The sequence below is a fragment of the Falsiroseomonas sp. genome (genome assembly GCF_051860665.1).
Lineage (GTDB): Bacteria > Pseudomonadota > Alphaproteobacteria > Acetobacterales > Acetobacteraceae > Falsiroseomonas.
The window spans coordinates 70,590-96,571 of the sequence record NZ_JBHYDM010000011.1; the positions used below are offsets into that span (position 1 = coordinate 70,590).

General features: G+C 71.7%; 26 protein-coding genes. 17 read left to right on the forward strand and 9 right to left on the reverse strand.

Annotation, left to right across the window (positions count from 1 at the left end; genetic code table 11):
* Nucleotides 1-215: 215 nt before the first annotated feature.
* The 3 genes from ACTIF1_RS13280 to ACTIF1_RS13290 are packed head-to-tail and all read right to left on the reverse strand — an operon-like array spanning nt 216 to nt 1,924.
* The gene (locus tag ACTIF1_RS13280) at nt 216-857 is read right to left on the reverse strand and encodes an NrsF family protein (protein ID WP_439596912.1); all 642 of its coding nucleotides are present in this window, start codon (nt 855-857) and stop codon (nt 216-218) included.
* Nucleotides 844-1,476: an RNA polymerase sigma factor gene (locus ACTIF1_RS13285; RefSeq protein WP_439596913.1), complete on the reverse strand. Its 633-nt coding sequence runs from the start codon at nt 1,474-1,476 to the stop codon at nt 844-846. The genes ACTIF1_RS13280 and ACTIF1_RS13285 overlap by 14 nt, the downstream gene beginning before the upstream one ends.
* A 1-nt stretch (nt 1,477) precedes the next feature.
* On the reverse strand, nt 1,478-1,924 hold the full coding sequence (locus tag ACTIF1_RS13290) for a YHS domain-containing (seleno)protein (RefSeq protein ID WP_439596914.1): 447 nt from the start codon (nt 1,922-1,924) through the stop codon (nt 1,478-1,480).
* A gap of 118 nt (nt 1,925-2,042) precedes the next feature.
* Here ACTIF1_RS13290 and ACTIF1_RS13295 point away from each other — a divergent pair, with 118 nt between their 5' ends.
* From ACTIF1_RS13295 to ACTIF1_RS13340, 10 genes are all read left to right on the forward strand, one after another.
* A complete protein-coding gene (locus ACTIF1_RS13295; protein ID WP_439596915.1) occupies nt 2,043-2,618 on the forward strand; it encodes an NUDIX hydrolase in 576 nt (191 codons plus the stop codon).
* Nucleotides 2,615-3,067, forward strand: coding sequence for a GNAT family N-acetyltransferase (locus ACTIF1_RS13300; RefSeq protein ID WP_439596916.1), 453 nt, complete (start codon nt 2,615-2,617; stop codon nt 3,065-3,067). The genes ACTIF1_RS13295 and ACTIF1_RS13300 overlap by 4 nt, the downstream gene beginning before the upstream one ends.
* A 234-nt stretch (nt 3,068-3,301) precedes the next feature.
* Nucleotides 3,302-5,008, forward strand: coding sequence for a flagellar basal-body MS-ring/collar protein FliF (fliF, locus tag ACTIF1_RS13305; protein ID WP_439596917.1), 1,707 nt, complete (start codon nt 3,302-3,304; stop codon nt 5,006-5,008).
* Nucleotides 5,005-6,003, forward strand: a complete 999-nt coding sequence (gene fliG / locus ACTIF1_RS13310; RefSeq protein WP_439596918.1) for a flagellar motor switch protein FliG — start codon at nt 5,005-5,007, stop codon at nt 6,001-6,003. The genes fliF and fliG overlap by 4 nt, the downstream gene beginning before the upstream one ends.
* The gene (locus ACTIF1_RS13315; RefSeq protein WP_439596919.1) at nt 6,000-6,635 is read left to right on the forward strand and encodes a hypothetical protein; all 636 of its coding nucleotides are present in this window, start codon (nt 6,000-6,002) and stop codon (nt 6,633-6,635) included. The genes fliG and ACTIF1_RS13315 overlap by 4 nt, the downstream gene beginning before the upstream one ends.
* Entirely contained in the window at nt 6,632-6,955 is a 324-nt protein-coding gene (fliN, locus tag ACTIF1_RS13320) for a flagellar motor switch protein FliN (RefSeq protein WP_439596920.1), read from the forward strand. The genes ACTIF1_RS13315 and fliN overlap by 4 nt, the downstream gene beginning before the upstream one ends.
* A gap of 4 nt (nt 6,956-6,959) precedes the next feature.
* Complete coding sequence (locus ACTIF1_RS13325) at nt 6,960-8,360, forward strand: sigma-54-dependent transcriptional regulator (protein WP_439596921.1); 1,401 nt, start codon at nt 6,960-6,962, stop codon at nt 8,358-8,360.
* A 3-nt stretch (nt 8,361-8,363) separates the two neighbouring features.
* Nucleotides 8,364-10,427, forward strand: a complete 2,064-nt coding sequence (gene flhA, locus ACTIF1_RS13330; RefSeq protein ID WP_439596922.1) for a flagellar biosynthesis protein FlhA — start codon at nt 8,364-8,366, stop codon at nt 10,425-10,427.
* A gap of 28 nt (nt 10,428-10,455) precedes the next feature.
* A complete protein-coding gene (locus tag ACTIF1_RS13335) occupies nt 10,456-11,355 on the forward strand; it encodes a GTP-binding protein (RefSeq protein WP_439596923.1) in 900 nt (299 codons plus the stop codon).
* On the forward strand, nt 11,352-12,086 hold the full coding sequence (locus ACTIF1_RS13340; protein ID WP_439596924.1) for a nucleotide-binding protein: 735 nt from the start codon (nt 11,352-11,354) through the stop codon (nt 12,084-12,086). The genes ACTIF1_RS13335 and ACTIF1_RS13340 overlap by 4 nt, the downstream gene beginning before the upstream one ends.
* Nucleotides 12,087-12,183: 97 nt before the next feature.
* Here the strand turns inward: ACTIF1_RS13340 and ACTIF1_RS13345 are convergent, their stop codons facing one another.
* Complete coding sequence (locus ACTIF1_RS13345; RefSeq protein ID WP_439596925.1) at nt 12,184-13,389, reverse strand: tetratricopeptide repeat protein; 1,206 nt, start codon at nt 13,387-13,389, stop codon at nt 12,184-12,186.
* Between the two features lie 29 nt (nt 13,390-13,418).
* Here ACTIF1_RS13345 and ACTIF1_RS13350 point away from each other — a divergent pair, with 29 nt between their 5' ends.
* The 3 genes from ACTIF1_RS13350 to ACTIF1_RS13360 all read left to right on the forward strand — a co-directional run bounded on the left by ACTIF1_RS13350 (nt 13,419) and on the right by ACTIF1_RS13360 (nt 15,600).
* Entirely contained in the window at nt 13,419-14,582 is a 1,164-nt protein-coding gene (locus ACTIF1_RS13350; protein ID WP_439596926.1) for an OpgC family protein, read from the forward strand.
* Between the two features lie 8 nt (nt 14,583-14,590).
* Nucleotides 14,591-15,361 carry an SGNH/GDSL hydrolase family protein gene (locus tag ACTIF1_RS13355; protein ID WP_439596927.1) on the forward strand — a complete coding sequence of 257 codons (771 nt, stop codon included), beginning with the start codon at nt 14,591-14,593 and terminating at the stop codon, nt 15,359-15,361.
* Nucleotides 15,362-15,435: 74 nt separating this feature from the next.
* On the forward strand, nt 15,436-15,600 hold the full coding sequence (locus ACTIF1_RS13360; RefSeq protein WP_439596928.1) for a hypothetical protein: 165 nt from the start codon (nt 15,436-15,438) through the stop codon (nt 15,598-15,600).
* Nucleotides 15,601-15,613: 13 nt separating this feature from the next.
* Here the strand turns inward: ACTIF1_RS13360 and ACTIF1_RS13365 are convergent, their stop codons facing one another.
* From ACTIF1_RS13365 to ACTIF1_RS13385, 5 genes are all read right to left on the reverse strand, one after another.
* A complete protein-coding gene (locus ACTIF1_RS13365; protein WP_439596929.1) occupies nt 15,614-17,620 on the reverse strand; it encodes a TonB-dependent receptor domain-containing protein in 2,007 nt (668 codons plus the stop codon).
* A 221-nt stretch (nt 17,621-17,841) separates the two neighbouring features.
* A complete protein-coding gene (locus ACTIF1_RS13370; protein WP_439596930.1) occupies nt 17,842-19,512 on the reverse strand; it encodes a formate--tetrahydrofolate ligase in 1,671 nt (556 codons plus the stop codon).
* 67 nt (nt 19,513-19,579) lie between these two features.
* A complete protein-coding gene (locus ACTIF1_RS13375) occupies nt 19,580-20,566 on the reverse strand; it encodes a Bug family tripartite tricarboxylate transporter substrate binding protein (RefSeq protein WP_439596931.1) in 987 nt (328 codons plus the stop codon).
* 38 nt (nt 20,567-20,604) lie between these two features.
* Nucleotides 20,605-21,747, reverse strand: a complete 1,143-nt coding sequence (locus tag ACTIF1_RS13380) for a M24 family metallopeptidase (RefSeq protein ID WP_439596932.1) — start codon at nt 21,745-21,747, stop codon at nt 20,605-20,607.
* Nucleotides 21,748-21,755: 8 nt separating this feature from the next.
* Nucleotides 21,756-22,742, reverse strand: coding sequence for a Bug family tripartite tricarboxylate transporter substrate binding protein (locus ACTIF1_RS13385; protein WP_439596933.1), 987 nt, complete (start codon nt 22,740-22,742; stop codon nt 21,756-21,758).
* 146 nt (nt 22,743-22,888) lie between these two features.
* Here ACTIF1_RS13385 and ACTIF1_RS13390 point away from each other — a divergent pair, with 146 nt between their 5' ends.
* The 4 genes from ACTIF1_RS13390 (at nt 22,889) to ACTIF1_RS13405 (ending at nt 25,980) form a co-directional block, all read left to right on the forward strand.
* Nucleotides 22,889-23,863 (forward strand): Bug family tripartite tricarboxylate transporter substrate binding protein, encoded by a 975-nt coding sequence (locus ACTIF1_RS13390; RefSeq protein ID WP_439596934.1) that lies wholly within the window; start codon nt 22,889-22,891, stop codon nt 23,861-23,863.
* A 157-nt stretch (nt 23,864-24,020) separates the two neighbouring features.
* Nucleotides 24,021-24,659, forward strand: coding sequence for an OmpW/AlkL family protein (locus tag ACTIF1_RS13395; protein ID WP_439596935.1), 639 nt, complete (start codon nt 24,021-24,023; stop codon nt 24,657-24,659).
* 64 nt (nt 24,660-24,723) lie between these two features.
* Nucleotides 24,724-24,936, forward strand: a complete 213-nt coding sequence (locus tag ACTIF1_RS13400; protein WP_439596936.1) for a DUF1289 domain-containing protein — start codon at nt 24,724-24,726, stop codon at nt 24,934-24,936.
* A gap of 66 nt (nt 24,937-25,002) precedes the next feature.
* Nucleotides 25,003-25,980, forward strand: coding sequence for a Bug family tripartite tricarboxylate transporter substrate binding protein (locus tag ACTIF1_RS13405; RefSeq protein ID WP_439596937.1), 978 nt, complete (start codon nt 25,003-25,005; stop codon nt 25,978-25,980).
* Nucleotides 25,981-25,982 lie beyond the last annotated feature (2 nt).

The following is a 25,982-nucleotide window of genomic DNA, read 5'->3' on the forward strand; positions in this document are numbered from 1 at the left end:
TCGCTGGAAGGCCTGGCCGGGCAGCTTGGTCATCGCAGGCTCCGCAGGGTTCGCGGCCGCCCGGCGGGGGCCGGGCGGCACGGAGCGGAATGTGTCTCTTCCGGGCCTTTCCGCCTAGGCTTTCGCACCCTCCTGGCCGGGCTTGCCCGGTCGTGCGCGGCCCGCCGCGAACACATTCCGGTGTGGTCGACGGCAGGTCGCCCGGGCCGGCGCCCTCAGCTGTCCATGGCCCGCATCGCCCGCGCGCCCCAGATGCGCGCCAGCAGCATCACCAGCAGCACTGATCCGCCATGCCAGATCAGCACCATCGCCGCCGCATCCAGGTGATGCACCAGCGACAGGCCGACGGAGGCGATGGCCGCCGCCGCCAGACCGGCGAGCGCCGCAACCGGGCCGGGCCGGATATGCGCCGCGTGGCGCGTCATCCACAGCATACCCAGCGTCAGCGGCGCGCCGAAGCCGATGATGAAGCTCATGCAGCCCAGGCTCATGCCCAGCGCCGGCCAGCCGCGCGCGAGGAATTCCGCGATGCAGCCCCAGCCGAGGCCGGAGATCCAGAAGGCGGCGAAGGGCAGCGGCAGCAGCGCCCAGCGTTCGCTGCGGTCGGGCAGCGCCAGGTGGAAGGCCGCCACCGCGGCGGCCACGCCGGTGGCCAGGGCGGCCGCCATGTTCACCTGCTCATGCATCAGCATCAGCCGCTGCTCCAGGTCGTGCCGGAAGCCGGAGAGCGCGACGCCCACCGCCACCACGCCGAAGGCCAGGGCCAGCCAGCCGAAGGCCGCCCGCATCGGCGGGGTCACCCGCCGCACCGGGGCCAGGCCCTGCGACAGCCGGCTGATCAGCTCATCGGTCTGCACGCTCGTCTCCTTCCTCCACGCCGAAGCGGCGGCGCAGCGACCGCATGGCCCGGTGCGTCGCCACCTTCAGCGCGCCGACGCTGAGGCCGGAGCGCGCGGAGGCCTCGGCCAGCGACAGATCCTCCAGCTTCGCCAGGCGCAGCGCGGTGCGCTGGCTTTCCGGCAGATCCGCCACCGCCTCGCGCAGGTTGCGCGCGGCGATCCGCTCCTCCGCCACCGGCGCCACCGCGGCCACGGTCTCGGGCAATTCGTCCAGCGTCGATTCGCGGCCGGCGCCGCGGCCGCGGCGGCGCAGCCGGTCGATCGCGCGGCGCGTCGCGATGGTGGTCATCCAGGGGCCGAAGGGCCGCGCCGGGTCATAGGTATGGCGCAGCGCGTGGATGGTCATCAGCGCGTCCTGCACCGCATCCTCCACCTCTGCCGCATCGCGGATGCGGGCGCGCGCGATCTGGCGCAGCCGCGGCGTCACCTCCCGCAGCAGGGTGTCATAGGCCCGCGCATCGCCAGCCTGGGCCGCGGCCAGCAGGCCGCCCCAGCGTTCCTCCTGCGCGGAGCGCGCCTCGCCGCCCGTCAGCCCCATGCAGGGCAGCCCGGGCAGGCAAAGCGCCTCGCTGGACATCTCAGCTCTCCGCAAGCCGCGGCCAATTGGCCTCGGCCCGGGCGATATGGCCGGGGATGTCGCGCTGCCACTGCCTTTGCACCCCCCGATCGTAGTTCAGGTACAGGAGTCCATCGCGGATGTGCCAGGACTCCGGATCGATATCCACCTTATAGCCGCGTGCCACGCCATAGGCGCAGAAGCCGCCGAAGCGGGGGAGATGGGCGGCGGGATCGGCCAGGAAGCGCGCGCGATGCGCGGCGGAGGCGAAGTGCCAGTCCACCCCGGCATGCGCGGCACGGAAGGCGGGATCGCCCCGGCGCGGACGCGCTTCGCTGAACCAGGCGACGGCGTCCCAGCCATCCAGCGCCACGCCGGCGCGGTGGTTGATGGCGCGTGGCGGCCCATCGGCGCGGGCCCGGCCGGCCAGCAGGACCGGCGCCAGGGCCAGGAGGAGGCGGCGGTGCATCGGGCCGAGCCTTTCGTTGTTCTGCCCGGGCTTCGCCGCCGCGCGGCCCGCGGTTACGCGCAACTGTCACGCGCCCGCCGGCCTTGCGCCGCACCGCCGCGCCGCGCGAGGGTGGCGCATGGACACCGACTCCCCCCCCTGGACCACCACAGACTCGAAAATCCTGGTCGAGGACCGCTGGATCCGGCTGCGCGCCGACCGGCTGCGCACCGCGGCCGGCCTCGAGATCGCCCCCTGGTATGTGCTGGACTATCCCGAATGGTGCGCCGTGGTGGCGCTGACCGGGGATGACCGCCTGGTGATGGTGCGCCAGTGGCGGCACGGCGCGCAGAGCTGGTCGCTGGAATTGCCCGGCGGCGTGATGGACCGCGAGGATGCGGGCCCGATCGCCGCCGCGCGCCGCGAATTGCTGGAGGAAACCGGCTACGGCGGGGGCGAATGGACCTACCTCTATGCCGGCCACGCCAATCCGGCGATCCAGACCAACCGCCTGCACATCGTGCTGGCCACCGGCGTGCGGCTGGTGGCGCCGGCGACGCCGGAGCCCACGGAGCTCATCAGCGTCGAGACCCCGCCGGTGGCGGAGGTGCTGGCCGGGCTGCGACGCGGCTTGATCGGGCAGTCCATGCATGTGGGCGCGATCTGCGTCGGCCTGGCCGCCGCCGGTCGCATCAGCCTGGAGGCGGCGGCATGAGCGGCTTCACCATCCTCCCCCTCGCGCCCCGCCACCGCGCGGACTGGGAAAGGCTCTATGCCGGCTATGCCGCCTTCTACCGGGTGGAGCAGACGGCCGAGATGCGCGCGCGCGTCTGGGGCTGGATCATGGACCCGGCGCATGAGGTGAAGGCGCTGGTGGCGGAGGATGCGGATGGCACGGCGCTGGGCCTGGCGCATTACCGCCCCTTCGCCCGGCCGCTGGCCGCCGGCACCGGCGGCTTCCTGGACGATCTCTTCGTCGATCCCGCCCAGCGCGGCCGTCGCATCGCCGATGCGCTGATCGAGGCGGTGGCCGAGATCGGCCGGCAGCGCGGCTGGGGCGTGATCCGCTGGATCACCGCGGATGACAATTACCGCGGCCGCGGCGTCTATGACCGCCTCGCCACGCGCACCATGTGGATCACCTACGACAAGAAGCTCGGCTGAGCTCTCCGACACGCGGCGCAAGCTGCTGGAATTCCTGCCTGAAATGGCCGCGGCGGCCGGCTGCCGCGACGGCCCGCCCGCGATCGCCCACGACAAATCGCCGCCCCATTAACCGCGCCGTTACCCCGCACCCGGCAGAACCTGCCGAGCCGGCTTGGTCCGGCCTGGGGATGGCAGGATGCGATCGACGGGGCGCGGCGCGATGCGCGCGACAAGGCAGAGGGGGGCGACCGCATGGGGGGGCTGATCGCCCAGCTGCGCGGCCTCGGCCCTTTGCGCCTGGCGGCACTGGCCGGCGTGGGCCTCGCCGTGCTCGGGCTGGTGGCGATGCTGGCCATGCGCGCCTCGGAACCGCCGATGGCGCTGCTCTATGGTGACCTGGACCCGCGCGATGCGGGGCAGATGGTGGCCGCCCTGGAACGCGCCCGCATTCCCCATCGCCTGTCCGCCGGCGGCGCGCAGATCCTGGTGCCGGAATCGGATGTGCCGCGCATCCGCCTGATGATGGCGCGCGAGGGCCTGCCGAGCGGCGGTTCCGTCGGCTACGAGATCTTCGACCGCGGCGAGAGCCTGACCACCACCCCCTTCCAGCAGGATGTGAACCGCCTGCGCGCGCTGGAAGGCGAGATCGCCCGCAGCATCCGCGGCCTGACGGGCGTGCGCACCGCCCGTGTCCACCTGGTGCTGCCGCGCCGCGAGCCTTTCTCCCGCGAGCGCGGGGAGGCGCAGGCCAGCGTGGTGCTGACCATGCAGGGCGCGCAGCGGCTGGACCGGGAGGGCGTGCAGGCGGTGCTGCACCTGGTCGCCGCTGCGGTGCCCGGGCTGCGGCCGCAGCAGGTCTCCATCGTCGATAGCCGCGGCGAGCTGCTGGCACGCGGCGGCCAGGCGTTGACCGGCCCCGCCGCGGCGCAGACCGCCGAGGAACTGCGCCGCACGACCGAACTGCGCCTCGCCCGCGCCGTGGAGGATCTGCTGGAGCGCACGCTGGGCCCGGGGCGCGTGCGCGCGGAGGCTTCGGTCGAGATGGATTTCGAGCGCATCCAGACGACGGAGGAGCGCTTCGACCCCGAAAACCAGGTGCCGCGCAGCACGCAATCCTCGACGGAAAGCAACCGCAGCGGCGAGGCCGGCAATGTCTCCGTCGCCAACCAGCTGCCGGGTGCCGAGGCGCAGGCCGGCGGCAACCGCAGCGAGCAGCAGCGGTCCGAGGAGACGACGAATTTCGAGATCGGCCGGCTGACGCGCAATACGGTGCGGGAACAGCCGGCGGTGAAGCGCCTGTCGCTCGCCGTGCTGGTGGATGGCATCTGGGAACCGCAGCCGGATGGCGCGCCGCCGCGCTTCCGCGAGCGCAATGCGGATGAGCTGGGCCGCATCATGTCCCTCGCCCGCTCCGCCGTCGGCTTCAACGAGGAGCGCGGCGACAAGGTGGAGGTGGTGAGCCTGCGCTTCGTCGAGCCCGCGCAGGGCGAGACCTCGCCGGAAGGCTTCTCCATCCTCGGCCAGACCCTGCCGCCGGCGCTGATGGGCCGGCTGATCGAAAGCGGCATCCTGGCCCTGGTGGCGCTGGCCGCCATCCTGCTGATTGGCAAGCCGGTGGCGAACCGGCTGGTGCTGGCCATGGCGCCGCAGCCGGTGCTGGTGGGCATCGGGCCGGATGGCAATACGGTGACCTTCACCAGCGCGGCGGAGGCGGCGCTGGCCCAGGCCAATGGCACCATCACCGGCCCCGCCCAGGTGGGCGGCCCCGGCGGCACCCCGCTGCTGCCGCAGGGCGAGGCGGCGACGGAGGAGGAAGAGGACGCGATGGTGAAGGTCGCGCGCATCGAGGGCCAGATGCGCGCCTCCGCCCTCGCGGCGCTGGCCGAGATGGTCGACAACAATCCCGATGCCGCCGTGACGGTGATCCGCCGCTGGCTGGCGCCGCCGGAGGGGCTATGAGCACGACGCTGACCGGTCCGCAGAAGGCCGCCACCCTGATGCTCGCGCTCGGCGAGGAGCATGCCGCCAAGATCTTCACGCGGCTGCATGAGGATGAGATCCGCGACCTGTCGCTGGCCATGGCGGCGCTGGGCTCCGTCGGCGCCGCGACGGTCGAGGCGGTGGTGCAGGATTTCGCCAGCCAGATCGGCCAGGCCGGCCACCTCGTCGGCTCCTATGAGAGCACGGAGCGGATGCTGCTGAAGACGCTGCCGAAGGAGCGCGTCGCCCAGATCATGGAGGAGATCCGCGGCCCGGCCGGCCGCACCATGTGGGACAAGCTGGGCAATGTGAACGAGGCGGTGCTCGCGAACTACCTGAAGAACGAATATCCGCAGACCGTCTCCGTGGTGCTGTCCAAGGTCCGGCCGGACCATGCGGCGCGCGTGCTGTCGCTGCTGCCGGAAGGCTTCGCCATGGAAGTGGTGATGCGCATGCTGCGCATGGAAACCGTGCAGAAGGAAGCGCTGGAAGGCGTCGAGCGCACGCTGCGCATGGAGTTCATGTCGAACCTCGCGCGCGGCTCGCGCCGCGATGCGCATGAGGTGATGGCCGAGATCTTCAACAACCTCGACCGCGCCGCGGAAGGCCGCATCCTCTCGGCGCTGGAGGAACGTTCCCGCGAGAGCGCGGAGAAGATCCGCGCGCTGATGTTCACCTTCGACGACCTGCAGCGCCTGGACGCGCAGGGCATCCAGGCGCTGCTGCGCGCGGTGCCGAAGGACAAGCTGACACTGGCGCTGAAGGGCGCGTCGGAGACGCTGCGCGACATGTTCTTCCGCAACCTGTCCGAACGCGCCTCCAAGCTGCTGAAGGACGACCTGGCGGGCATGGGCCCGGTGAAGCTGCGCGACGTGGACGACGCGCAGGCGCAGATCGTCGGCATCGCCAAGGACCTCGCCGCCCAGGGCCAGATCCAGATCGCCGACGGGCGCGATGACGAGATGCTGGCATGAAGCTGGCCCTGCCCCTGCCCGATCTCGGCGCACCGCCGGAGCCGCCGCCACCACCGCCGCCGGATCCGGAGGTGCTGCTGGCCGAGGCGCGCGCCGCCGGCATCGTGGAGGGCCGCGCCCTGGGCCATGCGGCCGGGCTGGCGGAAGGCCGCGCCGAGCAGGCCCGCGCGCAGGAAGCCGCGATCCAGCGCGCGCTGGAGCGCACGTCCGGGCTGCTGGCCGAGGCCGCGGAGGTCGGCCGCGAGACCGCCTCTGCCTCGGCCGAGGCGCTGGCCCTGCTGCTGCTGCGCATGCTGGACCATGCCCTGCCCGGCGCCGCGGCGCGGCTGGGGGCGGACATCGTGCCGCATCTTCTGGTGCCCATGCTGCCGGCCATCGCGGATCGCCCGGAAGCGGTGCTGCATGTGGCGCCGAAGCTGGCGGAGGCGATCGCGGCGCGGATGCCGCATGGCGGGCCGGAAGTGCGCGGCGATGCCGCGGTGGCGCCGGGCGATGCGCGCCTGGCCTGGCGCGACGGCGCGCTGGTGGTCTCGCTGGCCGCGCGCCGCGCCGCGGTGGCGGAGGTGCTGCGCATCGCCGGCCTGGATATCACGACAGAGCCCACCACAATGGGGGAGGAACCGAGTTCATGAGCGGGCAGGACGGCTTCGAGGCGGTGCCGGCGACGGAGGCGCAGCAGGGCTCGACCAGCCCGGCCGGGCCGCGCGACCTGGATGCGGTCTATGACATTCCCGTGCAGGTCAGCGCCGTGCTCGGCCGCGCCACCATGCAGGTCTCGCAGCTGCTGAAGCTGGGCCGCGGCGCGGTGGTGGAGCTGGACCGCAAGCTGGGCGAGGCGGTCGACATCTATGTCAACAACCGCCTGGTGGCACGTGGCGAGGTGGTGATGGTGGATGACAACCGCCTGGGCGTCACCATGACGGAAATCGTCAAGTCCGACCGGGGCGGCTGAGCGCATGGCACGGCTGCTCATCATCGGATCGCTGGAAGGCGAGCTCGGCGCCGCCGCGCGCGTCGCCATCGCGCGCGGCGCCAAGCTCGGCCATGCCGAGGGCGTCGCGGCGGGGCTGGAGCGGCTGCGCGGCGAAGGCGCGGATCTCGCCCTGGTCGATCTGCGGCATGACGTGGTCTGGCTGGTGCAGGCGCTGGCCGCCGAACGCATCGCCTGCCCCGTGGTCGCCTGCGGCCGCGCCGAGGATGCGGATGCCGCCGTGCGCGCCATCGAATCCGGCGCGCGGGACTTCCTGCCGCTGCCGCCGGATGCCGATCTCATCATCGCCATGCTGGAGGCCGCCGGCGCGACGCGGGAGGCGGATGCGCCGCTGGCGCGTGATGCCGCGATGACCACGCTGATGGCGCGCGCGGCGACGCTGGCCCGCGCCGAGGCTTCCGTCCTGCTGACCGGCGAGAGCGGCACGGGGAAGGAGGTGATGGCGCGCCACCTGCACGCGCTGTCGAAGCGCGCGCGCGGCCCCTTCGTCGCGCTGAACTGCGCCGCGCTGCCGGAGACGCTGCTGGAATCGGAGCTCTTCGGCCATGAGAAGGGCGCCTTCAGCGGCGCCATCGCCACGCGCAAGGGCAAGTTCGAGCAGGCCGAGGGCGGCACGCTGCTGCTGGACGAGATCGGCGAGATGGACCCGCGCCTTCAGGCCAAGATTCTGCGCGTGATCCAGGAGCGGGAGGTGGACCGGCTGGGCGGCGGCGCGCCGCTGAAGGTGGATGTGCGGATCATCGCGGCGACGCATCGGGACCTGGCCGCCGAGGTCGCGGCGGGGCGGTTCCGCGAGGACCTGTATTTCCGGCTGAACGTGGTGGCGCTGCGGATTCCGCCGCTGCGCGAGCGACCCGCCGATATCCTGCCGCTGGCCGAGCATTTCTGCGCCCGCTATGCGCAGGTGAACGGCCTGCCGCCGCGCCCGCTGTCGCCGCTCGCCCGCCACCTGCTGCTGGCGCATGCCTGGCCGGGCAATGTGCGGGAGCTGGAGAATGCCATCCACCGCGCCGTGCTGCTGGCGGAGGGGCCGGAGATCGGGCCCGAGGCGATCGAGCTGGCACGCCCCGCCACGCCGCCCCCCGTTGCCACGCCCACGCCCACGCCGGAGGCACCTGCCGCGGCGCCGGCACCGGGCGGCAAGGTCGCATCCCTGGTCGGCCGCAAGGTGGAGGAGGTGGAGCGCGAGCTGATCCTGGAGACGCTGTCGCATTGCCTCGGCAATCGCACGCGCGCCGCCGAGATCCTGGGCATCTCCATCCGCACGCTGCGCAACAAGCTGGGCGAATACCGCAGCGCCGGCATTGCCGTGCCACCCGCGCCCGGCCAGGCGCCGCCGCCTTCGCCGCTGCAGATCGCGGTCTGACCCATGGGCGGTCTGGTCCTTCCCGCCTGGCTTGGCCGCGCCCGGCCGACGGGCGATGTCGCGCTCGGGCTCGGCGTGGTGCTGCTGGTCGCGGTGCTGGTGGTGCCGCTGCCGACCTGGCTGATGGATGCCGGGCTGGCGCTGTCGATGACAGCCTCCGTCCTGGTGCTGATGGTCTCGCTCTTCATGAAGCGGCCGCTGGACTTCACCAGCTTCCCCACCGTGCTGCTGCTGACCACGCTGCTGCGCCTGGCGCTGAATGTCGCCACCACGCGGGCCATCCTGACGCATGGGCATGAGGGCCCGGCCTCCGCCGGACATGTGATCTCGGCCTTCGGCGGCTTCCTGATGGGCGGCGACGTGCTGGTCGGCCTCATCGTCTTCGCCATCCTGCTGCTGGTGAACTTCGTGGTCGTCTCGAAGGGCTCCGGCCGCATCGCGGAAGTGGCGGCGCGCTTCAGCCTGGATGCCATGCCGGGCAAGCAGATGGCGATCGACGCCGATCTCTCCGCCGGCCTGCTGACCGAGGAACAGGCCCGCATCCGGCGGCGGGAGCTGGAGGAGGAAAGCGGCTTCTACGGCGCCATGGATGGTGCCGCGAAATTCGTCCGCGGCGATGCCATCGCGGGCCTCGTCACCACGCTGATCAACCTGCTGGCCGGCATCGCCATCGGCACCATCCGCCAGGGCCTGCCCTTCGGCGAGGCGGTGACCACCTATTCCATGCTGACGGTGGGCGATGGGCTGGTGGGGCAGATCCCGGCGCTGCTGGTCTCGCTCGCCGCCGGCATCGTGGTGACCAAGGGCGGCGTCGAGGGCCGTGCGGATGAGGCGCTGGCCCTGCAGCTCGGCGGTGCCAAGCCGATGCGGCTGGCGGCTGGCGCCGCTGTCGTGATGGGCCTGCTGCCGGGCATGCCGCTGATCCCCTTCCTGGCGCTGGCCGGGGGCGCGGTCTGGGCGGCGCGGCTGCAGGATCTCGCGGAACGCACGAAGCGCGCCGTGGCGGAGGCGCCGCCGCCGCCGCCGGGCGAGCCGCCTGCCAGTGATTCGTTGAAGATGGATCTGCTGCGCCTCGAGCTCGGCTACGGCTTGCTGAGCCTCGCCGCCGGCGACGCGCCGCGGCTGTCCGAGCAGATCCGTACGTTGAGAAAGACCACGGCGCAGGAGCTGGGCTTCGTGCTGCCCAGCGTGCGCATCCAGGACAATCTGCAATTGCCGCCGGATACCTATGTGATCCGGGTGAAGGAGATCGAGGCCGGGCGCGGATCGCTGAAGCCGCCGCTGCACCTGGCGATCGACCCCTCCGGCAATCCGCCTGCCATTCCCGGCGAGCGGGTGCAGGAACCCACCTTCGGCCTGCCCGCCGCCTGGATCGAGGAGTTTCGCCGCGAGGAGGCGCTGGCGCTCGGCTGTACCGTGGTGGATGCCGCGGGCGTTCTGGCGACACACCTCACGGAGGTCACCCGGGAATACATGCCCGAGATGCTGTCCTTCGCCGAGACCCAGAAACTGCTGGACGAGATGCCGCCGGAGCACAAGCGGCTGGTGGCGGATCTGGTGCCGGCGCAGGCCAGCATCGGCACGGTGCAGCGGCTGCTGCAGGCGCTGCTGGCGGAGCGCGTCTCCATCCGCGACCTGCCGACCATCCTGGAGGGCATGCAGGAGGCGGCGGCGAGCGGCGCCCGCTCGCTCAGCCCGATCCTCGCCATGGTGCGCACGCGCCTCGCGCGCCAGATCAGCGATGCCGCGCGCGGGCCGCAGGGCTATGTGCCGATCATCGCCCTCTCGGCCGAATGGGAACAGGCTTTCGCGGAATCGCTGATCGGGCCCGGCGAGGAGAAGCAGCTCGCCATGGCGCCCTCGAAGCTCTCGGCCTTCATGACGGCGCTGCGCAGCGCCTTCGATGCGGCGAGCGCGCAGGGCGAGCCCGCGGTGCTGGTCTGCTCGGGCAGCATCCGCGCGCATCTGCGCGCCGTGGTGGAGCGCTTCCGGCCGGCGACCATGGTGCTGGCGCATACCGAGATCCATGCGCGCGCCCGCATCCGCACGATCGGTACGGTCCAGTGAAAGGCCGGGCAGTGACGGAGCCCCACGCGTGAAGCTTCGCGTGATCCGCGCCGCCAGGCTTTCCGACGCGCTGGCGCAGCTGCGCGCCGAGCTGGGCGAGGATGCCGTGCTGCTCTCCACCCGCCGAGTCGCCGGCGGGGTGGAGGTGACGGCGGCGCTGGACCAGCTGGATGACGAGCCGCTGATGATCGCGCCGGATGCGCCGCGCGCGCGTCCCATCCCGCCCGCCCTCGCGCGCCACAATGTGCCGGCGGTGCTGGCCCAGCGGCTGGCGGAGGGCCGGCTGCCGGCGGCGCTCGAATCCGTGCTGGGCTTCGCGAAGCTGCCGCTCGGCCCGGCGCCGCTGCTGCTGGCCGGCCCGCCCGGCGCGGGCAAGACGCTGACGACCGCGAAACTCGCCACGCGGCTGGTGCTGGCCGGCACGCGGCCGCTGCTGATCAGCGCCGATGGCCGGCGGGCCGGTGCCGCGGAACAGCTGGCCGCCTTCGCCCGCGTGCTGGAACTGCCGCTGGCCATCGCCAATACTCCCTCGGCGCTCGGCAAGGCCCTGGCGCGGCGCGCGGCGGGTCAGCCGGTGCTGGTGGACCTGCCGGGCTGCGACCCCTTCAACCCGGCCGGCGCCCGCGCCCTGGCGGCGATGCTGGAGGTGGCGCGCGGCGCCTGCGTGCTGGTGCTGCCCGCCGGGCTGGATGCGGAGGAGGCGGCGGAGACGGCGACCGCCTTCCAGCTGCTGGGCTGCCGCTACCTGCTGCCGACGCGCCTGGACAGTGCCCGGCGGCTGGGCAGCGTGCTGGCCGCCGCGGCGGTGGGCCTGAAGCTGACCGAGGCCGGCACCGGGCCTGATGCCTCGGACGGGTTGGAACCCCTTTCGCCGGAAGGCCTGGCGCGGCGCCTTGCCGCCCCGCCGGCGGTGCAGGAGCGAGCATGACGGGACGGATCATCGCCGTCGCCTCCGGCAAGGGGGGCGTCGGCAAGACCTGGCTCTCCATCACCCTGGCGCAGGCCTTGGCCGAGCAGGGCCGCCGCGTGGTGCTGATGGATGCCGATCTCGGCCTGGCCAATGCGGATGTGCAGCTGGGGCTGAACCCGGGGCGGGATCTTTCCGCTGTGCTGGCCGGCGCTTCGGCGGTGACCGCCACCATGGCGCTGGCGGCCGGTTTTCATCTGCTCGCCGGGCGGTCCGGCAGCGGCGCCCTGGCCAGCCTCGCCGGCCCGGCGCTGGAGGCGGCGCTGGACCTGCCACGCCAGCTCTCGGACCAGTTCCAGGATGTCGTGGTGGATCTCGGCGCGGGGGTGGAGGCGCCGCAGCGCCGGCTGGCGGCGCAGGCCGACCTGCTGCTGGTGGTGGCGACGGAGGAGCCGACCAGCCTGACCGATGCCTATGCCGTGCTGAAGCTGCATGCGAAGGACGCGCCGGGCGGCGAGGCGCGGCTGGTGGTGAACCTGGCCGGCAGCGCCGCCAGCGGCCAGCGCACCCATGCGACGCTGGAGGCCGCGACAAAGCGCTTTCTCGCCCGCGGCCTGGTGCTGGCCGGGGTGGTGCGGCGGGATCCGAAGGTGCCGGATGCCATCCGCCACCAGACCCCCCTGCTGACCCGGCACCCCACCTGCCCGGCGGCGCAGGATGTGCGGGCCCTGGCGCGGGGGCTGCTCGGCTAGAGCCGTTCCACCGGCAGCGAAGACGGCGAAATGGCTCCAGCTTATTGTTTGAATGCATTTCCGAGTCGCCTTGCGAAGCCGCAAGGCTTGAAATGCTTTAACCGCGCCGCAGCACCAGCAGCAGGCCAGCCACCGGCACGCCCTTTTCCACCCGCAGCGCCGCCGCCTCGCGCGCCAGCGGCGCCAGGCCTGCGGCCCCGGCCAAGGCCAGGACATGCTCCGGGTCGTGCCGGTAGCGCAGCCCCTCCCCCAAGGCGAAGGGTGCGCCCTGCCCCGCCTCCAGGCTGAAGGCGGCAAGGCCGCCGGGCGCCAGGGCCTGGGCGATGCCCGCCAAGGCGGGGCCGAGGTCGCCCAGGTAGTTTAGCACATCCACCGCCGCCACCAGATCGAAGCCCGCGGGGCGGGTGCCGAGGAATTCGACCAGATCGGCCTCATGCAGCGCATCGTAGATGCCGCGCGACCGCGCCTCCGCCAGCATCCGCGGCGACAGGTCCAACCCCTCCAGCCGCCTGGACCAGGGCTTCAGCGCCAGCCCCGAAAGCCCGGTGCCACAGCCGAGGTCGAGCAGCCGGCGGCGGCCATCCGGCGCGATGCCGGCGGATTCCAGCAGCGCCGCCAGCAGCGCCGGCGTCCGATAGCCCAGGCGGTCCTGCAGGTCGTCGTCGAAGCGCGGCGCGTATTGGTCGAAGAGGTCGCGCACATAGGCGGCCGGCGCGCGGTCCGGCGCCGCCCCCTCGCCCAGCGCGGCCAGCAGGAATCGCGCCTGTTCGGCCAGGGCGGGCGCGGTGCCGGGCAGGTCCAGCACCTGGCGCGCCGCCTGCACCGCCCCCTCCTGCCCCGCCTCCCGCAGCGCATGGGCCAGCGCCAGCCAGGGCTCCGCCGCCTGGGGCGCCAGCCGCACGGCCTGGCGCAGCGGCGCCACGGCGGCCGGCGCCCGGCCGGCAGCACAGAGCGCCTGGCCCAGGTTGCGCAATGCCGTGGCATCCGCCGGGCGGCGCGCCAGGGCGGCCTGCAGCGCGGCGATGGCCGCCTCCAGCTGGCCCGATTCCGCCAGCACGGCGCCGCGATTGGCCAGGAAGACGGGGCTTTCGGGTTGCGCCGCCAGCGCCTTCCCGGACAGGTCCAGCGCCGCCGGCAGGTCGCCGCGCTGCCGGGCGGCCACCGCCAGCAGGTTCAAGGCATTGCCATCCCCGGGCCGCAGCTTCAGCACGCGGCGATACAGGCGCTCCGCCATCGCCAGCTCGCCCCGCGCATGGCGCGCGGCGCCTTCGCGCAGCAGGTCGTCAGCCGAGACTTGCGCCAAGCCGCCCCCTTCCACGATGCTGCCCCGGCATGACCCCCTCCCCCGGCTCGCCCGCCCGCCCCAGCCGCGACATCCGGGTGGATTTCCTGCGGGGGCTCGCGCTCTGGTTCATCTTCATCACCCATACGCCGGGCAATCTGCTGGCGCACGCCACCTTGCGCAACGTGGCCTTCTGCGATGCGACGGAGGTCTTCGTGCTGCTGGCGGGCTATGCCGCCGGCATCGCCTATGGCCGCGTGCTGGAGCGTGACGGCTGGCTCGCCGCCGGCGCCCGCATCGCCGGCCGGATGGGCACGCTTTATGTGGCGCATATCTTCCTGTTCGTGGTCTTCGCCGCCCAGGTGGGCTTTTCCGCCGCCGCGCTGAACCAGGCCGCCTATCTGGATGAGATGCACCTGGACCCCTTCGGGCAGGAGCCCTATCGCGCGCTGCTGGAGGCGCTGCTGCTGCGCTACCAGCCGGCCTTCCTGGATATCCTGCCGCTCTACATCGTGGTGATGGGGCTTTTCGCCCTTTCCCTGCCGCTGATCCGCCGGCCGGCCTGGCTGCTCGGCCTGTCGCTTGGGCTTTATGCCGCGACGCGGGCCACCGGCTTCACCCTGCCGAGTTGGACCGGCGGCGGCTGGTTCTTCAACCCCTTCGCCTGGCAGCTGCTGTTCGCCATCGGCGTGGTGCTGGGCCGCGCCGATCCGGCGGTGCTGGCGCGGCGGCTGCCCTGGAACCGGGCGCTCGCGGTGCTGGCCGGGCTGCTGCTGGTGGCCATCGCGCTGGCGCTGAACCTGGTCTGGCACGGGCCGGGCTTCGGGCTCTATGCGCCCGAATGGATGGCCGGCGCCATCGCCATGGTGGACAAGGCCGGTCTGCATCCGGCGCGGCTCGCCTCCGTGCTGCTGCTCGGCTGGCTGGTGGCGCATCTGATTCCCCGCCAGGCGGACTGGCTGGGCCAGCCATTGCCGGCTGCCTTCGTGCTGATGGGCCAGCAGGGCCTGCCGGTTTTCTGCGCCGGCATCTTCCTGTCCTTCCTTGGCCGGCTGGCGCTGGAGATGGACTCCGGCCCGCCGGCGCAGCTGCTGGTGAATGGGATCGGGCTGGCGGCGCTGATGGCCGTCGCGGTGGTCTCCGCCTGGTATGGCGGCGAAGGCAAGCGCAAGCCGCAAACGGGCTTGCCGCCCGCTCACGGGGCCGTTAGCTGATGCGCGTCATGCCCCGCGCCCCATGGCTGCCCCTTCTCGCCCTGGCCGGCACCCTGGCCACCGCCACCCCTGCCTGGGCGCAGGCGGAGGGACCGGGCTGCGGCGCGCCGTCCGAGACGATGGAGGCGGCGCCCATGGCCGGCGTCTTCGCCGCCCTGGCGCATACCGAGCTGCGCGTGCTGGTCGTGGGCAGCGCCTCGACCCAGGCCGGCGGCACCTCGGGCAAGGAGGCGACCTGGCCGGAACGGCTGCAGGCCCGGCTGGCGACCCGGATCGCGCCCGTGGCGGTGCGGGTGGAGGTCTTCGGCGCGCGCGGCAGCACGGCGGCGGACCATGCGAAGATCCTGGCCGAGCAGGGCCCCAGGCTGCGGCCGCACCTCATCATCTGGCAGCTCGGCACGGTGGAGGCGGCGCGCGGCATGCCGGTGGAGGAGATGGCGGAGGCCGTGCAGGGCGCCCTGGCGCGGCTGCGCGCCATCCGCGGCGAACGCACCGACGTGGTGCTGATGGACCCGCAATTCTCCCGCTTCCTGCGCAGCAATGCCGATGTGGAAAGCTACAGGGACTGGCTGCGCGTCTCGGCCGCGGCCAGCGGCGCGCAGATGTTCAGCCGCTGGGTCATCATGCGCCATTGGGTGGAGACGGAACGGCTGGACCTGGAACGGGCGCCCCGGTCCCGCCGCGTGGCAGTGGCGGATGAGCTGCATGACTGCCTGGCCAAGGCGCTCGCCGAGTTCATCCTGGACGGCGCCCAGCGGGGCCGGCGGCACGCGCCCTGAGCGGCAAGGGGTTGCGAAATGTCGCAGTGCACCGGGGAAGCGGAACCGACGGCGGCCGGCTGCGCTTGCATCGCATGAACCTGCACCTGCAACCCCCGGATCGGCCAAAACTTCCGCCCGCGCCGCCGCCGGCCGCCTTCGAGCGGTGGCTGCAGGTGGAGCTGACTCGCCGCTACGACCAGGCGCTCGCGGAGCCGGTGCCGGAGGAACTCCTCCGCCTGCTGCGCGAGACGCACTGACGGCGCAGGCCGGTCAGAAGCGGATCTGCGTGCCGAGATAGACGGTGCGCCCCTGGCCCGTGCCGATGGTGCTGAGGAAGGGCGTATAGGCCTCGTCCAGCAGGTTGGTGGCGCGGGCATTGATCTCGATATTCGGCGCCACCTGGTAGCTCGCAAACAGGCCGAGCAGGTTGTAGGGCTCGCCGCCCTGGCTCGACTGGCCCGCGGTGCCGGTGCTGTTGAAGCCGGCCACAAGCCCGCCCGAGACATAGTCCCAGCGCGCTCCCACGGTCAGCTTCTCCTCGAGGAAGCGCGCGCCGGCGCGGATCGAGACCACGTCATCCGGCGTGTACTGGCTGGCGCCGAGTCCCATCAGCTGGCTCGGCAGGCGGGAATTGGTGTGGGTGTAGCTGAGGCTGGCGAAGACGAAGCGCGGGTCGTAGCTGACCTCGGCCTCGAAACCATCCACCTTGGTGGTGCCGGCCACATTCTGCATCTGGAAGGCGCGGGCGGAGGAGACATAGGCCGCGGTGATATAGTCCTCCACATCCATCATGAAGTAGTTGAAGCGGGCGCTGAACTGGTCGTTCGGCCGCAGCAGGCCGCGGCGGCGGAGATTCACGCCGAATTCCCAGCCCTGCTGCGTCTCCGGCTGCAGGTTCGGATTGGCGATATAGCTGCCGGCGGAGCCGCCGCCGGGATGGTCGCCGCCCAGCATCGTCTCCTGCAACGTGGGCGCGCGCATCGAGCGGGACCAGGTGACGTAGGGCTGCAGCCAGTCCGTGACATTTGCCGCCAGCGTCAGCTTCGGATCGAGTGAGCCATCGGAGATATCGACGTCATAGGCGCCGTAGCGCGTGCTGCCCGCGCCGCTGAGCTGGTAGTGGTTGTAGCGCAGCGCCGGGGTGAGATCGAAGATGCCGTAGCTGAAGGTATTCTCGGTGAAGACGCCGAGCATGGAGCTGGTGCCGTCACCGGGATTGACGCCGCCATTCCGCGCCGTGACGTCGTCGTGGAAATACTCCAGGCCCGTGGTGCTGCGCACCCGCACCGGGCCCAGGTTGAAGCGCGAGGTATTGGAGGCATCGAAGCCCATGCCGACATCCTCGATCCGGCGGCCGATGCCGCTGGTCGTGGTGCCCATGGCGCCGGTGTATTTCATGGTGAGGTCGTTGCGATAGGCATTGACCCGCAGGTCGATCAGCGGATCGCCGGGATTGTAGCGGTAGTTCGCGGACAGGGTGCGGTTCACCACCGTCTGGCGGTAGGAATTCGCCGCGAAATCGTTGTCGTAGAAGACGCCGCCGAGCGAGAGCGTATGGCCGCTGCCGAAATCGATATTCGTGCGCAGCAGGCCGGAGATCAGGTCCTGGCCCGAATAGGCGACGCTATTGCCGTTGCCGTCCTGGTAGTTGTCGGAGTTGCGCCGGCTGATCGCGCCGACCACGCCGATGCCGCCCGAGCGCGCGCCGGCCGCCAGCATCTCCTGGAAGCCGACGCCATTGCTGCCCCAGGACAGCCGCGCCAGGCCGCCGCGGGCATGGCCCTGCTGCACCACGTCATCCACATCCAGCGTGCGGAAATTCACCGTGCCCGCCAGCGCGCCGCCGCCGACGCCGGAGACGGTGCCGCGGGTGACGTCGATATCCGCCAGCAGGTTGGGATCGACATAGGTGAAACCGCCGGCCTCATGCCCCGTGAAGCGGAAATTCTGGCGCACGCCGTCGATCGACATATTGACCCGGCCGGAGCCCTCGAAGCCGCGGATATTCACCGCGACGCCCGGCTGCTGCGAGGTTTCGCGCGTGAAGACACCGGGGAGCGTGCGCAGCAGGTCGTCGAGATTGGTCGCGCCTTCCAGGTTCAGCCGGTCCTGGCCGATGGTGCTGGTGTTGTTCGCTGCAGCATTGCCGGATTCGGTCACCACCACCGGGGTCAGGCGCATGGTCTCGCCCGCCGCTGTTTCCTGGGCCTGGGCGGAATGGGCCAGCACCAGCCCCATGGCGGTGCCCGCCAGGAGCCACTGGGTGAAGGAAGGCATGGGTCGATCTCCGTCCTGCCGCGGGACGGGGCCCGGCGGCGCGTGCTTCACGTGCGTACCTGGCTGGTCGCTGCGGAAACGGGCGGCTCGGGCTGGGTGGCTGGGATGGCTTTAGTGCGAGTGAGAATGACTCGCAACTACTACTTCACGAATTCGCGCGCCTCGCCCATGACGAAGCGTAACCGGCCGCGCGAGAGGCCCCGCGCGGCCGGCCGTGGCTGTCAGAACAGCCCTTCGATGCGGCCTTCGGCATCCAGCCCGATGGTCTCCGCCGCCGGACGGCGCGGCAGGCCGGGCATGGTCATGATCTCGCCGCACACCGCCACGACGAAGCCGGCGCCGGCCGAAAGCCGCACGTCGCGCACCGGCAGGGTGTGGTCGACCGGCGCGCCGAGTGCGGTGGGATCGGCGCTGAAGGAATACTGGGTCTTCGCCACGCAGACCGGCAGGTGGCCAAAACCTTCCGCCTCCCACCGCGCCAGTTTCTGGGCCGCCGGGGCGGGAATCGCCACGTCCTTGGCGCGATAGACCTCGCGGGCGATGGTGCGCAGTTTTTCGCTCAGCGGCATCGCATCCGGGTAGAGCGGGGCGAAGCGCGCGGCGCCGGCCGCGATGCGCGACTGCACCGCCTGGGCCAGTTCGGCAGCACCCGCCGCGCCATCGGACCAATGGGTGCAGAGGATCGCCTGCGTATCCAGCCGCGCCATCGCCTGCTGCACGGCGGCGATCTCGGCCGGCGTGTCGCTGGTGAAGCGGTTCAGCGCGACCACCACGGGCAGGCCGAATTTGTGCATGTTCTCGACATGGCGCGCGAGGTTGGCCACACCGCGCTCCACCGCCGCCACGTCTTCGCGGCCCAATTCGGACTTGGCCACGCCGCCATGCATCTTCAGCGCGCGCACGGTGGCGACGATGACGCAGGCCGCGGGGTTCAGCCCTGCGAGGCGGCACTTGATGTCCAGGAATTTTTCCGCGCCGAGATCCGCGCCGAAGCCGGCCTCCGTGACCACGACATCGGCGAGGCCAAGTCCCATCCGCGTGGCGACCACGCTGTTGCAGCCATGCGCGATATTCGCGAAGGGCCCGCCATGCACCAGCGCCGGCGAGCCTGCGATGGTCTGCACCAGGTTGGGCGAAAGCGCATCGCGCAGCAGCGCCGCCATCGCGCCATCCGCCTTCACGTCCCGCGCCGTCACCGCCGTGCCATCGCGCCGGCGGCCGACGATCATGCGGCCGAGACGCTCCTGCAGGTCGGCGAGGTCCTTGGCCAGGCAGAAGACCGCCATGACCTCGGAGGCCACAGTGATGTCAAAGCCGTCCTCGCGCACCACGCCCTGGCTGGCGCCGCCCAGGCCCACCACGCAATCCCGCAGGTTGCGGTCGTTCATATCCATGGCGCGGCGCCAGGAGATGCGCCGCGGATCGAGGCCTAGCTCGTTCCCCCAATACAGGTGGTTGTCCACCATGGCGGAGAGCAGGTTGTTCGCGCTGGTGATCGCGTGAAAATCGCCGGTGAAATGGAGGTTGATATCCTCCATCGGCAGCACCTGGGCATAGCCGCCGCCCGTGGCACCCCCCTTCACCCCGAAGCAGGGACCCAGCGAGGGCTCGCGCAGGCAGATCATGGTCTTCGTGCCCAGCGCGTTCAGCGCATCGCCCAGGCCGATGGTCGTGGTGGTCTTGCCCTCGCCGGCCGGGGTGGGGCTGATGCCGGTGACCAGCACCAGCGCGCCGGGCGGCCGGGCCGAGGCCTCCGCCACGAATTGCGTTCCGACCTTCGCCTTGTACTTGCCGTAGGGCTCCAGCGCGGAATCGGGGATGCCGGCGGCGGCGGCGATCTCCGCGATCGGGCGCAAGGTGGCGGCGCGGGCGATGTCGAGGTCGGTGGCCATGTCTTTCCCTGTCTCCCGCAAGTCGAAGGTCGGCTTATCCGTCCCCTCCAAAACCGGCAACCCGGCCTCAGTTCAGCTCGATGCGCGCATCCCGCGCCAGCTGCTGCCAGCGCGCCGCATCGGCCGCGACCCAGCCCGGAAGTTCGGCCGGCGGCACCGCCAGCGGATCGACGAAGGCGCGGCGGAGCTTCTCGGCCAGGGCCGGCGTCTGGCTGCGGGCCACCGCCTCCTCCAGCCGCGCGCGGCGCTCGGGCGGGGTGGCGGCGGGGGCGAAGAGGCCGAACCAGACGCTGAGCGCATAGCCGGCCAGCCCAGCCTCCTGCAGCGTCGGCACCTCCGGCAGCGAGGAGGCCCGGCGGGCCGTGGTGACGCCGAGCGCGCGGAAGGCGCCGGACTGCACATGGGCGGTGGAGGTGGCGGTGGTGTCGAAGCCGAAATCCACCTCCCCGGCCAGCATCGCCGTGACCAGCGGGGCGGAGCCGCGATAGGGCACATGCGTCGCCTCCAGCCCCAGCGTCTTCAGCAGCAGCACGGCCGAGAGGTGGGAGGAGCTGCCATTGCCGACCGAGCCATAGGTCAGCGGCCGGCGCCTTCCCTCCGCCACCAGCTCCGCCACATTGCGCGCGGCAAGCCGCGCCGGCACGGCGGAGAGCACATTGGCCGCCTCCCCCAGCATGCCGAGCGGCGCGAAATCCCGCACGCCATCCACGCCGGAGCCGGCGTAGAGAACCGGGTTCACGCCGAACAGCGCGACGGTGCCGAGCATCAGCGTGGTGCCATCCGCAGGTGCTGCCAGCGCCGCCTGCATGCCGAGATTGCCGCCGGCGCCGGCGCGATTCTCCACCAGCACGGGCTGGCCGATCTCCGGCCCCAGCGCCTCCGCGGCCAGGCGGCCGACGATGTCGGTGACGCCGCCGGGCGGATAGGTGACGAACAGGCGCAGCGGCCGGTTCGGCGTCCAGGCGGGCTGCGCCAGCGCCTTGCGGGCAGCAAGGATCGGGGGTGCAGCCAGGATCGTCGCCAGCCCCGCAAGGGCCCCGCGCCGTGTCGTCATGCTTCTGGTCCTCCCTTTATGGAGGCAGTCTGGCGGAGCTAGTGGTCCACCACCAGCAGATCCTGGAAGCCTTCCGTCAGCCGCTCCCCGCCGCCCGGCCGGACCACCACCACATCCTCGGTCCGAGCCGAAAAACCGGTGTCCTGCAGGATGCTGGGCTCGATGGTGAACATCATGCCTTCCTGCAGCACGGTCGTATCGCCGCGGGTTAGGAAGGGCGGCTCGTGCACGTCCCAGCCGATGCCGTGGCCGAGGCGGTGCCGGAAGCCGGCGCCGAGGCCGGCATCCAGGATCACCTGGCGGGCCAGCGCATCCACGCTCTCGCAGGTCGCGCCCACCTTCAGCGCCGCGATGCCCACGCTCTGCGCCTGCATCACCAGCCCATGCACGCGGATCTGGTCCGCGCTGGGCGCGCCGAAGGAGACGGTACGGCCATAGTCGTAGCAGAGGCCCTGATGCGAGGCGCCGAAATCGAACAGGACGGAGACGCCCGGCCCGATCTTCCGCTTCCAGCTTTCCATGCGCCGGCCCAGCATCAGCGGATGCTCCGGGCCGGTGTTGTAGAGCGTGGTGGTGAAGGTCGGCCCCAGGCTGTCCTGGCGCTTCATCTGGTAGTCGACCTCCGCCACCACATCGAGTTCCGTCATGCCGAAGCGCAGTTTCGGCAGCACCTCCGCGAAGGCGGCCTCGGTGCGGCGGCCGGCCTCGCGCATCAGCGCGATTTCTTCGTCCGATTTGATCAGCCGCAACTCGCGCAGGATCGCGGTGGCGGATACGAAGGTGGCGTCGGGCAGCAGCGCTTGCAGCTGGATCAGGCTGTCGGCATGGGCGCGCTCGGAAACCGCGATGCGCGGCTTCGGCGGCAGGCGGAAGGCGGCCAAAATTTCGGTGACCAGCTTCGCCGGGTCGTCCCAGTCACCCAGCACGCGCAGCTCCACCCCCTCCGGCGCGCCGCGGCCGCCGAATTCGGCGGTCATGCGCGGCAGGGCCAGCACCGGCGGATGGCCCGGCGCCACCCAGGCGCCCTCCAGCCAGTCGCCGGGATGCAGCGTCACACCATATTTCGGGATGTCGCGCGCGAGGCCCGCGGCATAGTGCAGGTCCGTGCTGCCGAGCGGCAGGAAGGCGAGGTCCACCCTGCCCTCCAGCTTCTGCCGGAAGGCGGCGAGGCGATTCGTCATGTCTGTCTTCAATCCACTGTGGCGCCGGAGGCGAGGACCAGCGGGCGCCAGGTTTCCACCTCCTGCGCCACGAAGGCCTGGGCCGCATCGCCGAAGCGCGTGCCGGGGTCGATGGCGAGCTGGGCGTAGCGGGCGACGATGGCGGGCAGTTCCAGCACCTCCTTCAGCACCGCCGCGAAGCGGTCCTGGATCGGGCGCGGGGTCGCGGCGGGCATCGCCATGCCGGCCCAGCCTTCCGCCACCAGGCCGGGGAAGCCGCTTTCGACGAAGGTGGGCATGTCCGGGAACAGCGCCTGGCGCGTCGGGCCGGTGATGCCGATGCCGCGGATCCGCCCTTCCCGCATCAGCGCGACGGAGCTGGCAATGCCGTCCAGCGTCACCGGCACCACGCCGGCCACCACATCGTTCACCGCCTGGGCGCCGCCGCGATAGGGGATGTGCTGCAGCTCGATCTGCGCCTGCTGGGCGAAGCGCAGCATGAAGAGATGCGGCAGGGACCCCACGCCGCTGGTCGCATAGCCGATGCCCGGCCGGGCGCGCGCGGCCGCCGCCAGTTCCGCCGGATTGCGATAGGGCGTGCCGTTATGCGCCATCAGCGCGTAGTAGCCGGACTGGATCATGCCGAGATGGGCGAAGCTGCGCACCGGATCCCAGCTGATGCGGCCGCGATAGAGCGTGCTGCCGACGGAGAAGGCGCTGATGGCGGAAAGCAGCACGGTGTAGCCATCCGGCGCGGCATCCGCGACCAGCCCGGTGCCCAGCGTCGCGCCGGCGCCCGGGCGGTTGTCGATGACGAAGGGCTGGCCGAGGCGTGGCGCCATCTGCTCCGTCAGCAGCCGTGCCAGCACATCCGTGGACCCGCCGGGGCCGAAGGGCACCACCAGGCGGATCGGGCGGTTCGGCCAGGGCGCCTGGGCGATGGCGGGGGTGGCCAGCAGCGCGGCGCCGGCGCCCAGCAGCAGGCGGCGGGACAGCGGCGAATCGGCGAGGGTCATGGCGGGGCGGTCCGGGAGGGGGGATACGAAAGGGTAACCATACGTTCACCAACCCGGCAATCCGAGTTCGCCGACCCTCGGCGGCCTTTCGGCGGGCGGGATCCCGCGCCATGCTGGGCACAACGAAACCACCGGAGGAAAAATCCATGTATCGCCGTACCCTGCTGGGCGCGCTCGCCGCCACCCCGCTGCTGCCGGGCGCAGCGCGCGCCCAGGACGCCTGGCCGACGCGCCCGGTCACCGTGATGGTGCCCTTCGTCGCCGGCGGCCCTTCCGACATCATCGCGCGCACCATCGCCAACCGCATGTCCCAGGTGGTGGGCCAGCCGGTGGTGGCGGAAAACCGCGCCGGCGCGAATGGCGAGGTGGCGGCGCGGCTGGTGATGCGCGCGCCGGCCGACGGCCACATGCTCTTCGTCGGCTCGATCGGCGTCTTCGCCATCAACGCCGCGCTGCGCCCCACGCTTGGCTACGATCCCGTGCGCGACTTCACGCCCATCACCATGGCCGTCACCACGCCGAACGTGCTGGTGGTGAATGCGGAGAAGGTGCCGGCGCGCACGCTGCCCGAGGTGATCGCCTGGCTGAAGGCGAATGGCGGCCGCGCCAGCTATTCCACCTCCGGCGTCGGCTCCTCCGACCATCTGACGATGGAGCTGTTCAAGCAGCGCACGGGGACGGAGGTGACGCATGTGCCCTATCAGGGCGGCGCGGCGGCGGCGACGGATCTCATCGCCGGCAATGTGCAGCTCTCCTTCCAGAATCTCGGCACCGTCGCCGCGCATATCCAGGGCGGCCGGCTGCGCGCCATCATGCTGACGAGTGCGACGCGCAGCCCGGTGCTGCCGGATGTGCCGACCGCGGCGGAGGCCGGCCTCGCCGATTTCGTCGTGACCTCCTGGCAGGCGGTCATGGCCCCGGCCGGCCTGCCGCAGCCGGTGCTGGCGAAGGTGCATGAGGCGACGGTGGCGGCGCTGCGGCATCCCGAATCGGTGCAGCGGCTGAACGCCATCGGCTTCGACGTGGTGGCGAATTCGCCGGACGATTACCGAACCTTCCAGCAGGCGGAGATCGCGCGCTGGCGCGAGGTCGTGCGCGCGGCGAATATCCGCGCGGAGTGAGCACCGCACCTTCCCATTTCGTAAGGCCTTCGATGCCGCAACGGAGGATGCGAAAGCGACCGGTCGCTTGACCTGCATCAAGGCAGCGTGACGCCGCCAGGCCCAGAACCCTCCCGCGGCCGCGCACAGGGCGCGCCGCGGAGCAAAGGCTTGGACGATGATTGGGAAAATCTGCGCAGCGGCCCTGGCGGGCATGGTCGCGGCGATGCCGGCGATGGCGCAGGATGTGCGCGGCAAGCTGGCGGGCGATATCGTGCTGGGCGTCGGCGTGATCGGCGTGCTGCCCTCCAACGGTGGCAATACCAGCATCGGTGGCGAGCCGCATGCGAGCGCGACGGCGACCCCGCAGCTCGACCTCACCTATTTCCTCACGCCGAATTTCGCGGTGAATGTGATTGCCGCCACCTCGCGGCATGATGTCTCCGTGCGCGGCCTCCCGGGCGGCAATATCGACCTCGGCCGCGTCTGGGCGCTGCCGCCGACGGTGACGCTGCAATACCACCCGCTGCCGACCAGCCGCTTCAGCCCCTATCTCGGCGTCGGGCTGAACTACACGGTCTTCTACGGCGAGGGCGGCGGGCGCAGCGCGGGCATCACCCATGTCGATGTCGACAATGCCTGGGGCGTCGCGGTGAATGCGGGCGTGGATTACGAGATCACGCCGAACTTCCTCGCCAACTTCGACGTGAAGCGGCTGTGGCTGCGCCCCGATGTCAGCGTCAACCACGGCGCCGTGCGGGCGGAGGCGAATATCGATCCCTGGATCATCGGCACCAGCGTGCGCTACCGCTTCTGATGCGTGTTCCGGGAAGGGCAGCCATGCCCTTCCCGCCCTGGCCAAGGCGCCCCATCTGCCCTGCATGGCCAGCCCCTGCATCGATATCTGCCGCTACGACCACGAGACCGGATTCTGCTTCGGCTGCGGCATGCTGAAGCCGGAGAAGAAGCGCTGGAAGAAGGACAAGGAGGAGCGGCCGGCGATCCGCGCCGCGCTGCCGCAGCGCCTCCACACGCTGTCGGCCGCCGGCCATGCGACGGGCGAGGCGGCGGCGAAGAAGCGGAAGAAGGCCTGACGGTTTCGCGCCTTCCGCGATCCGTGCCATAAGGGTGGCAATAACAACCACCTGGGACGGAACGTCATGACAATTCGCACCCTCGGCCGCCGGGCCCTGCTCGGCGCCGCCGCGCTGCCGCTCGCCGCCCCGGCCCTGGCGCAGGAGGCTTTTCCCGCCCGTCCGCTGCGCCTCGTCGTCGGCTTCACGCCGGGCGGCGCCACCGATATCTCCGCCCGCGCCATCGCGCCGAAGATGGGCGAGGCGCTGGGCCAGCCGGTGATCGTCGAGAACCGTCCCGGTGCCGGCAGCAATATCGCGACGGAGGTGGTGGCCCGCAGCCCCGCCGATGGGCATACGCTGCTGCTGGCCACCCTCGGCGCCATGGTGGTCAGCCCGATGGTGATCCGCCTGCCGGTCGATCCGTCGCGGGACCTGGTGCCGGTCTCCGTCGCGGTCGACCTGTTCAATATCCTGGTGGTGCCGGTCGACCGCCCCTGGCGCAGCGTCGCGGACCTGGTGGCGGCGGCCAAGGCCGCGCCGGGCACCCTGTCCTATGGCACCAGCGGCATCGCCGGCGGGCCGCATCTCGCCGGGCTGCTGTTCGACCGCATCGCGGGGACGGAGACGACGGCGGTGCACTACCGCGGCGGCGGCCTGGTGGTGAACGACCTGCTGGCCGGCCGCGTCGACTTCTCCTTCGCCACCGCCGCCTCGGTGCTGGAACAGGTGCGCGCGGGCAAGCTGCGCGCGCTGGCGATTCCGCATCTCGAACGCTCGCGCCTGATGGCGGAGATCCCGACCGTCGCCGAATCCGGCGTGCCGGGCTTCGACGTGCCCTCCTGGTATGCGGTGATGGCGCCGCGCGGCACGCCGGAGCCCGCGATCGCGCGGATCAATGCCGCGATGCGCCTGGCGCTGGCCGATGCGGAGACGACGGAGGTGCTGAACCGCAATGGGCTGGAGCCGCGTTGGACGACGCCGGCGCAGCTGGCTGCGGCGATCGCGGAGGAGCGGGCGAAATGGGCGCCGATCATCCGCGACAGCGGCATCCGCATCGAATAGCG

Bases quoted from the DNA above. Each gene is read 5' to 3' on its own strand.
- ACTIF1_RS13360 (WP_439596928.1), top strand. From the start codon at position 15,436: ATGAACCTGCACCTGCAACCCCCGGATCGGCCAAAACTTCCGCCCGCG.
- ACTIF1_RS13285 (WP_439596913.1), bottom strand. From the start codon at position 1,476: ATGTCCAGCGAGGCGCTTTGCCTGCCCGGGCTGCCCTGCATGGGGCTG.
- ACTIF1_RS13315 (WP_439596919.1), top strand. From the start codon at position 6,000: ATGAAGCTGGCCCTGCCCCTGCCCGATCTCGGCGCACCGCCGGAGCCG.
- ACTIF1_RS13370 (WP_439596930.1), bottom strand. From the start codon at position 19,512: ATGGCCACCGACCTCGACATCGCCCGCGCCGCCACCTTGCGCCCGATC.
- ACTIF1_RS13380 (WP_439596932.1), bottom strand. From the start codon at position 21,747: ATGACGAATCGCCTCGCCGCCTTCCGGCAGAAGCTGGAGGGCAGGGTG.
- ACTIF1_RS13375 (WP_439596931.1), bottom strand. From the start codon at position 20,566: ATGACGACACGGCGCGGGGCCCTTGCGGGGCTGGCGACGATCCTGGCT.
- ACTIF1_RS13400 (WP_439596936.1), top strand. From the start codon at position 24,724: ATGGCCAGCCCCTGCATCGATATCTGCCGCTACGACCACGAGACCGGA.
- flhA (WP_439596922.1), top strand. From the start codon at position 8,364: ATGGGCGGTCTGGTCCTTCCCGCCTGGCTTGGCCGCGCCCGGCCGACG.
- ACTIF1_RS13390 (WP_439596934.1), top strand. From the start codon at position 22,889: ATGTATCGCCGTACCCTGCTGGGCGCGCTCGCCGCCACCCCGCTGCTG.
- ACTIF1_RS13300 (WP_439596916.1), top strand. From the start codon at position 2,615: ATGAGCGGCTTCACCATCCTCCCCCTCGCGCCCCGCCACCGCGCGGAC.
- ACTIF1_RS13385 (WP_439596933.1), bottom strand. From the start codon at position 22,742: ATGACCCTCGCCGATTCGCCGCTGTCCCGCCGCCTGCTGCTGGGCGCC.
- ACTIF1_RS13350 (WP_439596926.1), top strand. From the start codon at position 13,419: ATGACCCCCTCCCCCGGCTCGCCCGCCCGCCCCAGCCGCGACATCCGG.
- ACTIF1_RS13295 (WP_439596915.1), top strand. From the start codon at position 2,043: ATGGACACCGACTCCCCCCCCTGGACCACCACAGACTCGAAAATCCTG.
- ACTIF1_RS13340 (WP_439596924.1), top strand. From the start codon at position 11,352: ATGACGGGACGGATCATCGCCGTCGCCTCCGGCAAGGGGGGCGTCGGC.
- fliF (WP_439596917.1), top strand. From the start codon at position 3,302: ATGGGGGGGCTGATCGCCCAGCTGCGCGGCCTCGGCCCTTTGCGCCTG.
- ACTIF1_RS13395 (WP_439596935.1), top strand. From the start codon at position 24,021: ATGATTGGGAAAATCTGCGCAGCGGCCCTGGCGGGCATGGTCGCGGCG.
- fliN (WP_439596920.1), top strand. From the start codon at position 6,632: ATGAGCGGGCAGGACGGCTTCGAGGCGGTGCCGGCGACGGAGGCGCAG.
- ACTIF1_RS13325 (WP_439596921.1), top strand. From the start codon at position 6,960: ATGGCACGGCTGCTCATCATCGGATCGCTGGAAGGCGAGCTCGGCGCC.
- ACTIF1_RS13355 (WP_439596927.1), top strand. From the start codon at position 14,591: ATGCCCCGCGCCCCATGGCTGCCCCTTCTCGCCCTGGCCGGCACCCTG.
- ACTIF1_RS13405 (WP_439596937.1), top strand. From the start codon at position 25,003: ATGACAATTCGCACCCTCGGCCGCCGGGCCCTGCTCGGCGCCGCCGCG.
- ACTIF1_RS13365 (WP_439596929.1), bottom strand. From the start codon at position 17,620: ATGCCTTCCTTCACCCAGTGGCTCCTGGCGGGCACCGCCATGGGGCTG.
- ACTIF1_RS13290 (WP_439596914.1), bottom strand. From the start codon at position 1,924: ATGCACCGCCGCCTCCTCCTGGCCCTGGCGCCGGTCCTGCTGGCCGGC.
- fliG (WP_439596918.1), top strand. From the start codon at position 5,005: ATGAGCACGACGCTGACCGGTCCGCAGAAGGCCGCCACCCTGATGCTC.